Below are 13,344 nucleotides of genomic sequence, written 5' to 3' on the forward strand. Positions count from 1 at the left end.
CCATGACCCTACCCCACCAAACCATCCTGCGTGGCGCGTTGGCGCCGCTCGCCGCCGCCGTGGTGCTTTTTGCCCTCGGGCGACCGGTGCTCGGCGGCACCTTGCTCACCGCCTTTTTCCTCGCGGCCTCGCTGGGCGTGCGCGGGAGCGCGAAGTTGCACGGGCTGTCCTTCAGCCTGCTCATCTTTGCCTGCGTCACGTTCTCGATGTGTTTCCCGGCGCTCTTTGTAAGTTGGGGGAGCTTCAAACTGAGCTCGCTCATCGTGCCACTCCTGCAGGTGATCATGTTTGGCATGGGCACGGCGATGAGTGTGCAGGACTTCGCCGGCGTGGTGAAGGCGCCGAAAGCGGTCGGCGTCGGTCTGCTGTGCCAGTTCACGATCATGCCGTTTGTGGGCGCCGGCCTCGCCATGGTCTTTGGATTTTCCCCGGAACTGGCGGCGGGCGTGATCCTGATCGGCGCGTCGCCGAGTGGTCTGGCCTCGAACGTAATGGCCTACATCGGCAAAGCGAACCTGGCGCTGTCGGTCACGCTCACCACGGTGGCGACGCTGGTCGCGCCGTTCATCACGCCGTTTTACATGCAGTGGTTGGCCGGCCAATACATCCCGATCGATGCCCTGGGCATGATGTGGAGCATCACCAAGATCACGATCCTGCCGATCATCGCCGGCCTGATCTTCAATCGACTTTTCCACGGCAAAACGGCGTGGCTCGACCGGCTCATGCCGCAGGTCTCGATGGGCGGCATCGCCTTCATTCTCATGATCATGACGGCGGGTCGACGCGACGAACTGCTGGTGGTCGGCGCGGTGCTCATCGTCGTCGCCTTGCTGCACAACGTGGCGGGCTACGCCCTGGGTTACTGGACCTGCCGCGCGCTGCGAATGGACGAAAAGACGTGCCGCACGATCTCGTTTGAGGTCGGCCTGCAGAATGCCGGCCTGGCCACCGGTCTGGCGCAGGACCTGGGTCGCATGGTGGCGTTGGCGCCCGTGGTCTTTGGCTCGCTGATGAACATCACCGGCGCGACCTTGGCGACGTGGTGGCGGGACAAGCCGTCTAAGTGACGCGTGGCGCCGCGGATCAGCGTAAAGGATCGGGGGTGAGCTCGCCGGCGGCGAGCTCGTCCGGATCTTCCGCCATGTCCCCCAGCACCTTCGGCGGATAGGCCACGACGTCGACCCCCGTGGAGAAAAGCCCGTGGGGCTTCTCGGTCGGCGGGGTCAGGCCGGCGGCGGCGAAGAGGTCGTTGTGGTCGATCTCGACCTCGGCTTCGCGCAAGGGCCACGGCGGGTGGTGGACCTCGCCGCGCACGATTTCACCGCGGCGGTTGAGCGTGTAGAGACAGTAGCGCTCGGTGGCCCAGTGCTCGAAGGAACCCGGCTCGGCGATGAAGCTATCGCCGATCGCCCGATAGCGGCCGCTGAATCGAACCTTGCCGCCGATGCGGCGACTCGCGAACGCGAGCCCATCCTCGCTCTCCTGGCAGCGGATCGAGGCGTAGTGGTAGGGCAGGTGGAAGCCGAGACGACCACCGCACACAATGGGCCAGCTTTGCGCATCGAGGCTGAAAAACCAGACGCCGGGTTTGTCGTCGTATTCGACGTAGGTGCGCAGGTTGAGCTCGGGAAACGAAGGCATGATCGGCAACCAGGGCAACCCGCGGCGGCGCACATGGCCGAGTTGGAAGGGCACCACGGCGATCCAAGGCGAACCGTCGAACTCCTGCAGCTTGAGGTTGCCGGGAATGAGCTCGCGCAGCTCGCGGCGCGAGGCGCGGTAGTGGGCGAAGGCAAGATCGGACCACGTTTGACTCCAGCCCCAGGGAGAGGTGGGCAACGGCCAAGGCCGATGGGAGACGTTTTGCAGAACCGGCAGCATGAAAACCTGGAAGGTGCAGGGCTTAGCCCGTTGTGCCCAGGACCGCAACCCTCTGCATCCGGGAGCTCACGCAATTCCGGTTTCCCGGCGGGCTTGGCGGGGTGGCCACGACCGAACCTTGACCTAGGGTGGGTTCCTTAGGTTTGTTGGCGGCGCTGTTTTCCCGACCCATGCGAAACGACCTGTCCCGATCCCTCCCTCACCGACGTGCCGCGTGGACGAGGATGTGGTCCGCGGGATTGTTGGGTCTAAGCTTGGTTTTGGGCGGGTGTGTGCTGCCGCGCACCGGGCCGCCGGCGGAGCCGACTTACGCGTCGGCGGAGCAGCGGGCCGAAGCGCATCAAGCCGTGCTCGAGCAGGTTTGGGAGTTGGTGGAGAAACGATTCTACGATGCCGGATTCAACGGCGCCGATTGGGCCACGGCTTACGCCCGTTACCGGGACCAAGCGGCCGCCGCGGAGGACAACGAGGCGCTTTACGACGTGATCAACACCATGCTCGAGGAGCTCGGCGACGCGCACACCCTGGCGATGGATCCGCTGGAGGCGTGGGAGGATTACGTGGCGGAGCGGGCTTTTGTCGGCATCAACCTGGAGCGCGTCGAAGACGAGTGGGTCGTGGCGGAGTTGCGGCCCGGCAGTGCGGCGGAGGAGGCGGGCGTGGAGGTCGGCTGGATCGCCATTGCGCGCAACGACGAGCCACTGACCGAGGAGGGCATCACTTTCGGCAGCGAGCCGGGCGAAAGCTACAAATGGACCTTCGTCGACAGCCAGAACGAGCTGCGACAGGTCATGCTCACGGCGCGCACGCTGTCCGACCGCATGCCGCCGATGGAGCGGCACTCGGCGGAGGGCTGGATTTACCTGCGTTTCGACGAGTTCGAGACCGATTACGACGCTTGGCTGCACGAGCGGCTGAAGGTGCACCGCGACGCGCCCGGCATCGTGCTCGACCTGCGCTACAACAGTGGTGGTGCGGTCTCGTCGTTGGAACGGGTGATCAACCAGTTTTTCCCGGATCGCAAAGCCTATGGTGCCTTCGTCTCGCGACAGGGACGGCGTAATGAGGAGAAGTCGGCCTGGCGCAGCGGGGTCGACTACGACGGCGAAGTGGTGGTGCTGATCGGGCCCGGTTCGGCGAGCTCGGCCGAGATTCTGGCGCATGTGATGCAGCATTATGAGCGTGCGACCCTGATCGGGCGACCGACCGCCGGTGTGGTGGTGGCAAGTCAATACCACCGGCTGCGAGATGGCGGCGAATTGCAGCTGGGCACCTACGATTTTGAGACGCTCGATGGGGAGCGTTTGGAAGGCAACGGCGTCGAGCCCGACGTGTTGATTGAGCGCTCGCTGGCCGATTTGCGGGCCGGCCGTGACGCCGATCTGAATGCGGCGGTGGAGTGGTTGCGGGCGCGGGTGAAGTCGCAACGGACACACCAATAGCCAATCGTTTTCAGGAGCGACGATGAGTGACCTTTGTGTGAAAAGGTCCTCCCCCGGAGAAGCGGGTTGCTTTCATCCTAGTTCCTAATCACCGGAGCCCGAAACGACCCCGGGGGAGACGCCGAAACTGTGCGCATTTTGCTCCATTCGTCGATGCCTGTTTGATCAAAGGTGTAACATTACTGACAAACGGGCCTGTTTTTGATGGGGGGTTTACGAAGGCTCGTTCCTCACGCGCGCTCAGGAGCGCAAAATTGTGGCATTCACGGCAGCATTTGCGTCAAACCGGCCTCGTTCAGGCGCTGTTTGAGGTCAGCCACGCGCCGCCGGCTGGCGGCGAATTCGGGCAATGGGGTGTCAAATTGGAAAATGACGCTCTCACCCTCGCCGCGCACGATGGCGCGAACATGAGTAAGATTAATGAGAGTCTGGCGATGGATGCGCACAAAAGTGGCGGCGGGTAGGGCCGCCTCCCAGGATTTAAGGGTGCGCAGGGTCATGAGTTTCTGGCCGTCGGCGAGCAGGAGCTCGGTGTAATTCTCGTTGCTGTTGACGGCCACGATCTGGGCCACGGGCACGAAGCGGGTGGCGTTACCGGTCTTCACGAACACGCGGTCGTCGGGCAGCAGCGGCGAGGTGGAGTGGTCGTTGGCGGAGGCATTGTCGGTGGAGCGTTCCTGTTCGATGCGCCGCAGGGACGCGCCGAGACGCTCGGCGGTGACCGGTTTGAGCAGGTAATCGAGGGCGTTCACCTCAAAGGCCCGCACCGCGTAGCGATCGTAGGCGGTGACGAACACGACCTGGACCGCGGGGGGGATGTGGTCGAGGAGGTCGAAGCCGTTGCCCCCTCGCAGTTGGATATCGAGAAAAACGAGGTCGCAGGCGGTCTCACCAATGACGGCGATGGCCTGGTTGAGGGTGCCGGCTTCGCCCACGATCTCGACCTGCGGATGCGATTGCAGCAGCCGCCGCAATTCGATGCGGGCGAGCGGTTCGTCGTCGATGATAAGGGTGCGCAGAGGAGCGGACATGTTGCGGGAGGCGGGATGCGGGGGCAGGACTCAGGCGGCGGGCGGGCGGCAGGGGAGGCGCACGGTGATGATGACGCGGCCGTCGGTTTCGCGGTGCGCGACGCCGGCCTGTTCACGGTAGTGGCGATGCAGGCGTTGGCGCAGGTTTTGCAGGCCGATGCGGGTGGAGTCGGTGAAGGTGTTTTCCTCTGGCTCGACCCAGTGGCCGGTGTTGCTGACCTCGCAGTGCAGGTTGCCGTCTTCGTGGCGGATGCGCAGCGAGACCTCGAGCAGCGAGTCGGAGGTGCGGCCGCCGTATTTGATGGCGTTTTCCAGCAGCGGGAGGAGCAGGTTTTGCGGGAGCAGGCAGGGCGAGGCGGCGGGATCGATGTCGAGTTCGATGGCCAGGCCGTCCTGCCAGCGCACCTGCTCGATCTCGAGGTAGTTGCGCGCCATCTCGACCTCATCGTCGACGCTCACCATCTCGTCGCTGCCGCGGTTGAGGGTGCGGCGACAGAACTCGGCCAGCTTCGTGACCATCTCGCTGGCGGCTTCCGGCGAGGTGTGCACGAGGGCGCGGATGGAGTTGAGGGAGTTGAAGAGGAAATGCGGGTTGAGCTGGTAGCGCAGCAGCTCGAGTCGCGCGGTCTCGGCCGAGAGCCGGGCGGCGAGGGTGGCGTCGTGTTCGAGTTGGTGCAGGCGCTCGAGGGCCTTGGCTTTGTTGGCGAGCTCGGCGGTGCGCTCGGCGACCACGCCCTCGAGGTCGGCGCGCTGGCGGACGAGGCGACCGGTGCGCAGGCGCACGATGAGATAAACCCCGCAGAGCAGGAGCAGCAGGTAGACCACCTTGGCCCAGGGAGTGAGCCACCACGGGGCGAGCACCTCGAAGTGAAACTGCACGGGTTCACTCCAACGGAAATCGGAGGCGCGCCCGCGTGCCTCGAAGGTGTAGTTTCCGGGCGGCAGGTTGGTGAAGGTGCGTTCGCCGGCGTTGCTCACCTCCTCCAAGCCATCGACAAAGCCAATGAGGCGCGAGGTGTGCAGGGCGTCGGGTTCGCCGGCGAGCCCCGGGGTGCCGAAATAAAAGCGCAGGGAATTCTCGCGGGGCGAGACCTGCAACGGGTGGGTGGAACGATGGGTGACCAGCACCTTGCCGGCGGTGGTGACGACGCTGTGGAGCAGGGTGTCGCCGATGGCCGGGGGCGGACGTTCGCGGTAGCGGGTGACGTTGACCCGCATCAGCGCGTTGCGGCCGCAGATCCAAAGAATTTCGTCGCCGTCGATCAGCTCGGCCGAAATCGAATCGAGGGCGCCGATTTCGCTGAGGTGCGGGAGGGCGAGGGGGGTGAAGACGCCGCCGACCGATTTGCCGATGGAGTAGGCCACGTTGTCGGGTGAGAGGGCCGACGCTTTGGGGCGGGCCTCGATCCAGATGCCACCGGTCGGGGAGGGCGCGAGGTAGTAGGCGCGCCAGGTGCCATCGGTGAAACGTGGGTCGTAGCTGGAGTCGGGGGTGAAGCGATCGGTGGCGGGGTCGTGGCGATACAGACCCGCGCCGGTCATGAACAACGGTGCGCCATCGATCTCGCGCACGACCGCGCGGTTGCGCAGCGTGGGGATGCCGTCGTCCTCGTTGTAGTGCACCGGCTCGGGCACCGGCAGCGGGACGGTGAGATCGGGTGCCGGAGTCACCTCGCCATAGGGCAGGCGCCAGAAGCCATCGTTGTTGGTGCCGATCCAGATGTCGCCCGTCGCATCCTCGGCCATGCCGCCGAACTCGCCACGCGGTTCCTTCAAGGCGTCTTCCATCTTCCAGCTGTCGCCGTCGCGATACCAGATCGCCACGCCGGTGAGATGGAGCCCAAAAACCCGGTCCGGGAAGCGCGAGTGCACCATGAGATCGCGGATGTTGGACGGGCTGGTGAGGGCATCCACGCGACCGTCCTGCACCCACCACAGTCTTTGCAGGCCGCCGAGCAGCACGCCGTCAGGCAAGGGAAAGAAGATATTGAGGTTGTCCTCGATGGTCACCCAACGTTCGAACCGGGGATTGTCGGTGAGCGACTCGCCGGGGCGCAGGGCGAAGGGGCCGCGGTTGGTGGCGAAGACCACCTCACCATCGATCCGGGCGGCACTCTCAACCCCGTTGCTGCTGAGCCCGGAGGCGCTGCCGTAGCGGGTGATGCCCGCGGCGAAGTCGAGGCGGATGATGCCGTTTTCGGTCCCCACCCACGCAATGCCGTCGCGGGTGATTTTGATTTCAATGATGGTGTCCGAAGGCAGGCCGTTGCGGTTATCGAGGTGGAGGATGGGGTTGAGGTTCGCATCGGTGACGAGGATGCCACGGCCGAGGCTGCCGAACAGCAGCCGACCATCGGGCAGACGGGCCAGCGTCATGAGTCGCGAGGCTTTGATGAATTCCCCGACCTCGTCGGTGATGAAACGGGTGGTTTCGCCGTCGGTGTGCAGCAGACCGTGACGGGTGGCGGCACCCCACCAGCCCCCCCGTCCGTCAGGCACGAGGTCGGAGAGCAGCACTTCGCCGATCGGTTCGGTTTCCCACGTCACCGGATCCCACCCCCCGGCGGCATTTGGCATCACCCAACCCTCGGTCCGGCACACGATGAGGCGGTCGCCCTGCGGCATGGCCAGAACGACGAAACGTTCCTGCATCGACCAGGTCTGCAAGGTCTGCCCGTCCCACAGCAGCAGGTAGGCATCGGTCTGAAAATAGACGCCTTCGGGCATGGCATGCACCGTGCGGACGTCGCCGATTTGATCGATGTCGGCCGGGAGCTGCGGACGCAGCGAGACAAAGGCGAGGCGGCCGGTTTCGTCGGGGCGGATCTCGCCAAATTCATTTACGCCGCCGGCCCAGATGCGATCCCCTGAGTCGATGGTGAGCGCGCGGATAAACGCGGCGCCGGGCACGGGGATGGCGCGCCAGGCGATGCCGTCGAATTCGATGACCTCGCCGTGGGCGCCGAAGTAGAGCAGGCCGTTGCTGGCCTCGGCGACGCACCAGATCTGGTTGTGCCCGCTGTAGTCGCGGGGCAAATACGTGCGGATGGCCGGGTAGCCGCGCTCCTCGAGGGGGACGGCCGAGGCCCGCGCCGCCGGGTCGCTTTGTGCGTGCGATGCGCCCACGAATCCACCGCACCACAGGAGGGCGAGGCCAAGACAAAGCAATGGGCGGCGGCGCGACACGGCGGGAATTGAGAACAGATGCGGTGAACCGGGGCGAGCCCGGGGAGTCACGAAGGCTACAGATGACGAACGCGCCACGGGGATTTCCCGGGCGCGTGCTTCGTTTGAAAATGGAGGTGGGGGCGGGTTCAGTCGGGCGGGGTGAGCAGGAAGCCGGTGGAGTGAGCGCCGTGATCGCTGGCGACGATGATGGCACCGGCGGAGTTGGTGCCGAGCGCGGAGCTGAGGTGGAGGGCTTGGCCGGGAACGAGCAAGTCGTCGAGGAACTGCACGCCGCGGTGCGGCGTCCAGCGGGCGGCGCATTCCCGGCCGTCGGGGCGACGGGCGGTGCCGACGATGAGTTGGGCGTCCCGGGCGGCGGCGGGACGGAATTTGAGGGCGAAAGGAATGCCGAGATCGACGAGGCGACCATCGCGCCACAAGGCGGCGCACTCGATGTCGCCCTCGGTGCGCACGAGGCCCACGACCGTGCCATCCGGGGTGAGGGTGTGGCCAAAGGCAGAGCAGTGGGCGGGCGTTTCCAGGGGCTCCCAGGTCTTGTCGCGCCATAGCCAGGCGCGGTGCACGGGATTGCCCGGCGCGAGGCTGCTGACATTGAGGAGCACGGTGCCGGCGTCGTTGATCGCCACGGCATCGGTGAGACCGCCTTCAGGGGCATTGAAGAAGCTGGGGCGGCCTCCCGGGGCGATCATGAAGCCGCGCGAGATGAGCAGAGGTTCGACCGGCAATAAGGTTTTGCCGACGACGATGCCCTCGGCGTTCACCCCTTGGGCGAGGCTGACGGAGCCGGGCCAGTAGAGTTCGCCAAAGTCGCCGAGATGGGAGGCCCAGGCGCGCCGGTTCTGGGCCGGGGTGCCGTGGGTGCCGGCAATGTAGCCGTTGGAACTGAGGGCGGCGTAGGGCCAGGCGTTCTGGGCCTGGTGCCCGCCGAGCGTGGCCTCGTTGGCGACCGGGTGATGCACGCCGCTGGCGATCCATGAACCCTCTTCAAAGCGGGGCGGACGCACCAGGTTGCCGATCATTTCGCCCCGGTCGTTGAGAGCGGCAGGTCGGTAGCCGTGGTCGTCCGGCGGCGCGAAGATGGGCTTGATGCGGTAGGTGTCGGGCACAGTCGCGGCGGCAGTCGGGGACTCCAGGGCCGCGGATGGAAAGGGTGCTTGGGTGTTGAGCATCAGCGGACGCATAGCGACGACGGCGGGGGTGGGTTGACGAGTGGAAGGCTTCCGGGTTTGGGCACCGGGGAACGCGTCTAGAAACGGTCGGTGCAAGCCGCTCGCAAAAGGCGATTGACGGGTGGTGGGGATCAATTGACGAGCGGACGCCGTGGTGGCGCAGGCGTGCCGACCGACTCCGTTATGATCCCGTGCGATTCGCTCAGCCTGAGCCCGAGCCCAACGCGGCCGCGGCCTAGGCCGGATCTTCAGCTTCCTTCAGCGCGAGCGCCTGCACGGCGTGCAGCAGCACGCGGCCGGAAAAAGGTTTGGCGAGCGAAGCGTCGGGTTTCGCCTGGTTGGGCAGTTCCCATTTTTCCGCCACATTGGGATGGCCGCTGATGGCAAGGACGGGCAGCTCGGGGGCGATGCGTTTGAGCACATTGACCAGGACGTCGCCGGTCATGTGGGGCATGTGCACATCGGTGATGACCAGGGCGATCGAGGTCGGATTGAAGTTGATGACCGAGAGCGCCTCGATGCCGTCGGCGGCGAGCATGACCTCGTAGCCGCGCGAACCGAGCGTTTCGCGGATGACGTCGCGGACGGAAGGCTCGTCGTCGACCACCAGCACCCGGGTGCCGGGCGGCGGGCGTCGTGCCTCCACGGTCTTGACCGGCGCGGGCGGTTGTCCTGGCCGGGGGATGGTGGGGAGGCTCACGGTGAAGCGGGTGCCCTCGCCGCGTTTGCTCTTCACCTCGACGAAGCCGCCGTGCGCGGCGACGAGGCTGCGGACGGTGGAGAGTCCGAGGCCGGTGCCCTGGCCGGCGGGTTTGGTGGTGTAGAACGGAGTCCAGATTTCCTCGAGCTGCTCGGTGGTCATGCCGTGGCCGGTATCGGCAACGCTGATACGGACCCATTCGGCGCGTTGGCTGGCGACCACGGTGCCTTCCGGCGGATCGGTGAGGATGAAATTCTCGACGGCGACGGTGAGGGTGCCGTGGTTATTCATGGCGTCGCGGGCATTCACCGCCAGATTGAGCAACAGCTGGTGGAGCTGCGTCGGGTTGGCATGGACCGTCGGCATGTTGGTGGGAATCCGGGTGTCGACGGTGATGGATCGCGGGAATGTTTCCTCCATCACGATCACGAGCTCGTGCAGCACATGGCGCAGCTCGACGGGCCCGCGCCCCTCCTCGTCGGCGTGCGCAAAGTTGAGGATCTGGCGCACGATGCGGGACCCGCGCTCGGCGGATTGTTGGAGCACGGTGACCATGCGGCGCTGGGTGGGGTTCTGGGCGAGCGGCTCCAGCAGGGAACCGGCGATGAGGATCGGCGAAAGAATGTTGTTGAGGTCGTGGGCGATGCCGGCCGCCAAGAGGCCCAGGTTCTCCAGGCGTTGCGCTTCGATGAGTTGGGTTTCGCGCAGCCGGCGGGAGGTGATGTCGACCATGAGGCCGACGATCCCGGTCCCATCCGTCGCGGGATTTTCGCGGACTTCCACCCACAGTGGCAGTTTGCCCTCGCGGAGGATCTCCACTTCGAAGGGCAGGTCGCATTCCCCCCGAGCGGTGGCGGCGTGCAGCGTCTGCCAAGTTTCGCGGCTACCGGTGCTGCCTTCAAACCAGGTGGCGAGGTCCCGCCCCGTCGCCACGGCGGGCGAGCAGCCCAGAAATCGCTCGCAGGCTCCACTCACGTGCGTCAACTCGCCGCTCGGCGCCCGCACGTAGTGCAAGGCGGGGCTAAGGTTCCAAGCTGGGTCGTATTTCGCAGGGCTTTGATCCATCGAAGGGGGAGAGGATCGGGTGACGGTGCGGGTAGCGCAAGGCAACAAGGCTGTTAACACCTTGCAATGAAGCATGATACAAATTTGCGTCATCGGACCTGAGGTGAAGCACCCAGGCCGTGGCGGGGTCGCAATCAAGCGGCAAATGGCCGTGCTTCCAACCAGTTTATCCGCTTCGCCCCGGGCGCGGGCTTGCGCCGGTTCCGGCCGAGCGTTCACCTAGCTCTTTTCGTCCGCCGAACTCCGCTTCCTTTCGTCCACCCGCATGCCCAAACGCAAATCGCCCAAGGCCGATCAATCCGAACTGAATCTTGCCGCCGCCGCCGCCGCCGCGGCCGATACGCCTCCCCCCGTCGAACCGACGGTCGAGGCGGAGTCCGATGGCGATACGCCGCGCGAAGCGCCCTTGGCGGGAGCCTACCGCAATTGGTTCCTGGACTACGCGAGTTACGTCATTCTCGACCGGGCCGTCCCGCACATCGACGACGGCCTCAAACCCGTCCAGCGCCGCATCCTGCACACCCTGTGGGACAAGGACGACGGCCGCTTTCACAAGGTCGCCAACATCGTCGGCGCGACCATGGCTTTTCACCCGCACGGTGACGCCTCCATCGAGGCCGCCCTCGTCAACATCGCCCAACGCGGCTACCTGATCGAGCCGCAGGGTAACTTCGGCAACACGCTCACCGGCGACGGCGCCGCCGCCGCGCGTTACATCGAGGCGCGTCTCACGCCCTTCGCCCGTGAGGTCGTTTTTAATCCCAAGACGACCACCTGGCAGTCCAGCTATGACGGCCGCGCCAAGGAGCCGGTCACGCTGCCCGCCAAGTTCCCGCTCGTCTTGCTCGAGGGCGCCGAGGGCATCGCGGTTGGTCTCTCGACCAAGATCCTGCCCCACAACTTCAACGACCTATGCCGCGCCTCGATCAATTATTTGCAGGGTAAAACCTTTCGGATCCGGCCCGACTTTCCGACCGGCGGCACGGCCGACTTTTCGGAATACAACGATGGAGCCCGCGGCGGCCGCGTAAAGGTCCGCGCGACCATTGAGTCGCAGAGCAAATACGTGCTCGCCATCACCGAACTCGCCTACGGCACGACCACCACCTCGCTCATCGACTCGATCCTCTCGGCCAACGCCAAGGGCAAACTCAAGGTCAAGCACGTCGACGACAACACCGCCGACAAGGTCGAGATCCTCGTGCACCTGCCGCAGGGCGCCGACCCGAAACAGGTGAAGCAGCAGCTCTACGCCTTCACCGACTGCCAGGTCTCCCTCTCGCCCGCCGCCTGTGTGATCGAGAACGTCGAGGGCAAGGATCGCCCGGCCTTCCTTGGTGTGTCCGAGATCCTCAAGCGTTCGACTGACCAGACCGTCGGCCTGCTCAAGCGCGAGTTGGAAATCAAACTCGGCGAGCTTGAGCAGCAGTGGCACTGGGATTCGCTGGAGCGCATCTTCATCGAGGAACGCATTTACCGCCGGATCGAAAAATCCACGACGTGGGAAAGTGTGTTGGAGGAGATCCGCACCGGCCTCGAGCCCTTCCTCGACCGCCTGCGGCGCGAGGTCACCGACGACGACATCACCCGCCTGACCGAGATCCGCATCAAACGCATCTCCGCCTACAACCGCTTCAAGGCCGACGAGAAGATCAAGCAGATCGAGGCCGACATCAAAGAGGTGAAGCACCACCTGGCCCACCTCGTCGACTACGCCATCGCCTGGTTTGAGTCGCTGCAGGAGAAATACGGCAAGGGGCGCAAGCGCCGGACCTCCTTTGACGAGATCGAGCAGATCAACGTGAAGAAAGTCGTCGCGGCCAACCAGCGCCTCTACGTCGACCGCGAAGGCGGTTTTGTGGGCCTCAACTGGCGTCAGCACGAATTCGTCACCGAATGCCGTCCGATCGATCAGGTCATGTGCATCATGGCTGATGGCTCGCTCAAGATGACCAAGGTGGCCGACAAGGTCTTCATGGGCCGCGACATCCTGCATGTGGCCCTTTTCGACAAGAACGGGCCGCCCGAATTCTTCACCCTGCTATACCAGGACAAGAAGTCGAAGAAGTGCTTCGCCAAGCGCTTCACGGTCGGCGGCCTCACCCGGGACAAGCTTTACCCGCTGGTGGCGAGCGAGGGCTCCAAGGTGGTGTATTTCGACGCGACCAAGAACGAGGCGGCCATGCCGGCCAAGGTCCGCATCCAGCTCAGCGGGCGCTGCTCGGCGCGGATCAAGGACTTCGAATTCGACCTCAGTGGTCTCTCCGTCAGCACCCGTGGATCCAAGGGTGTGACCGTGACAAAGTATCCCGTGCGTAAAGTCACCAAGGTCCTCGGCGCCGGGGAAACGGAGGCGGGCGAGTAGCGCGGGCGGGGCGGTCAAACCCCGTAAACGCCTCGCGAAAATGCATTAGGGGCTCGCCGACCGGGAACCCAAGCGTTTGTTTGGGGTTCGAATCCGTTCATGAGCACCGCCGAGTCCGAGTTCAAAAGCCCGTGCGTGTTGGTGGTTGAGGACGAGGCCCAGCTCCTCGAAATCACCAGCCTGCGGTTGGCGAATTTGGGTTGCGAGGTGCATGAGGCCGGTTCGGGCGAGCAAGCGCTGGAGATCTACCGTGAGCACGGTCGCGACATCAACTTTGTCTTCACCGACCTGCGGATGGACGGCATCAGCGGCTTCGAACTCATCGAGCGGCTCCTGGAGCTGAACCCGGAGGTGCGGGTCGTCGCGGTGAGCGCGCTCATTGACGAACTCGATGCGGTGCGCAATCGCTGGGGCGGCCGCGTGCGCATGATGCTCAAGCCCTACAACACCGACGAGCTGCAGGTCCTGCTGCGCCTCGAGAGCGAAGGCGCCTGAACAA

Annotated in this window: 9 protein-coding genes; 4 read left to right on the forward strand and 5 right to left on the reverse strand. The window is 65.1% G+C overall.

Translation table 11 applies throughout. The features are described from left to right. The first annotated feature begins 2 nt into the window (after window positions 1–2). Window positions 3–1,070 carry a bile acid:sodium symporter family protein gene (locus AC0MRV_RS10165; protein ID WP_472764354.1) on the forward strand — a complete coding sequence of 356 codons (1,068 nt, stop codon included), beginning with the start codon at window positions 3–5 and terminating at the stop codon, window positions 1,068–1,070. 16 nt (window positions 1,071–1,086) lie between these two features. On the opposite strand, the gene AC0MRV_RS10170 is transcribed toward AC0MRV_RS10165, so the two are convergent. Further along, window positions 1,087–1,884, reverse strand: coding sequence for a YqjF family protein (locus AC0MRV_RS10170; RefSeq protein WP_472764355.1), 798 nt, complete (start codon window positions 1,882–1,884; stop codon window positions 1,087–1,089). Window positions 1,885–2,156: 272 nt separating this feature from the next. Between AC0MRV_RS10170 and AC0MRV_RS10175 the strand changes: the two genes are divergently transcribed. Then, a complete protein-coding gene (locus tag AC0MRV_RS10175) occupies window positions 2,157–3,326 on the forward strand; it encodes a S41 family peptidase (RefSeq protein ID WP_472764356.1) in 1,170 nt (389 codons plus the stop codon). A 263-nt stretch (window positions 3,327–3,589) separates the two neighbouring features. On the opposite strand, the gene AC0MRV_RS10180 is transcribed toward AC0MRV_RS10175, so the two are convergent. From AC0MRV_RS10180 to AC0MRV_RS10195, 4 genes are all read right to left on the reverse strand, one after another. Then, on the reverse strand, window positions 3,590–4,357 hold the full coding sequence (locus AC0MRV_RS10180; RefSeq protein WP_472764357.1) for a LytR/AlgR family response regulator transcription factor: 768 nt from the start codon (window positions 4,355–4,357) through the stop codon (window positions 3,590–3,592). A 30-nt stretch (window positions 4,358–4,387) separates the two neighbouring features. Next, a complete protein-coding gene (locus AC0MRV_RS10185) occupies window positions 4,388–7,543 on the reverse strand; it encodes a histidine kinase (protein ID WP_472764358.1) in 3,156 nt (1,051 codons plus the stop codon). Window positions 7,544–7,671: 128 nt separating this feature from the next. Beyond that, complete coding sequence (locus tag AC0MRV_RS10190; RefSeq protein ID WP_472764359.1) at window positions 7,672–8,715, reverse strand: hypothetical protein; 1,044 nt, start codon at window positions 8,713–8,715, stop codon at window positions 7,672–7,674. Between the two features lie 235 nt (window positions 8,716–8,950). Beyond that, window positions 8,951–10,480: a hybrid sensor histidine kinase/response regulator gene (locus AC0MRV_RS10195; protein WP_472764360.1), complete on the reverse strand. Its 1,530-nt coding sequence runs from the start codon at window positions 10,478–10,480 to the stop codon at window positions 8,951–8,953. 265 nt (window positions 10,481–10,745) lie between these two features. Here AC0MRV_RS10195 and AC0MRV_RS10200 point away from each other — a divergent pair, with 265 nt between their 5' ends. Continuing rightward, window positions 10,746–12,845: a DNA gyrase/topoisomerase IV subunit A gene (locus tag AC0MRV_RS10200; protein WP_472764361.1), complete on the forward strand. Its 2,100-nt coding sequence runs from the start codon at window positions 10,746–10,748 to the stop codon at window positions 12,843–12,845. Between the two features lie 99 nt (window positions 12,846–12,944). Continuing rightward, window positions 12,945–13,340: a response regulator gene (locus tag AC0MRV_RS10205; protein ID WP_472764362.1), complete on the forward strand. Its 396-nt coding sequence runs from the start codon at window positions 12,945–12,947 to the stop codon at window positions 13,338–13,340. The last annotated feature ends 4 nt before the right edge of the window (window positions 13,341–13,344 follow it).

Origin of the sequence: Actomonas spartinae (genome assembly GCF_051209155.1) — a bacterium.
Classification (GTDB): Bacteria; Verrucomicrobiota; Verrucomicrobiia; order Opitutales; family Opitutaceae; genus Actomonas.

Excerpts from the sequence above, each read along its gene's own strand:
- AC0MRV_RS10165 (WP_472764354.1), top strand. The coding sequence starts at position 3 with ATGACCCTACCCCACCAAACCATCCTGCGTGGCGCGTTGGCGCCGCTC.
- AC0MRV_RS10170 (WP_472764355.1), bottom strand. The coding sequence starts at position 1,884 with ATGCTGCCGGTTCTGCAAAACGTCTCCCATCGGCCTTGGCCGTTGCCC.
- AC0MRV_RS10180 (WP_472764357.1), bottom strand. The coding sequence starts at position 4,357 with ATGTCCGCTCCTCTGCGCACCCTTATCATCGACGACGAACCGCTCGCC.
- AC0MRV_RS10190 (WP_472764359.1), bottom strand. The coding sequence starts at position 8,715 with ATGCTCAACACCCAAGCACCCTTTCCATCCGCGGCCCTGGAGTCCCCG.
- AC0MRV_RS10195 (WP_472764360.1), bottom strand. The coding sequence starts at position 10,480 with ATGGATCAAAGCCCTGCGAAATACGACCCAGCTTGGAACCTTAGCCCC.
- AC0MRV_RS10200 (WP_472764361.1), top strand. The coding sequence starts at position 10,746 with ATGCCCAAACGCAAATCGCCCAAGGCCGATCAATCCGAACTGAATCTT.
- AC0MRV_RS10205 (WP_472764362.1), top strand. The coding sequence starts at position 12,945 with ATGAGCACCGCCGAGTCCGAGTTCAAAAGCCCGTGCGTGTTGGTGGTT.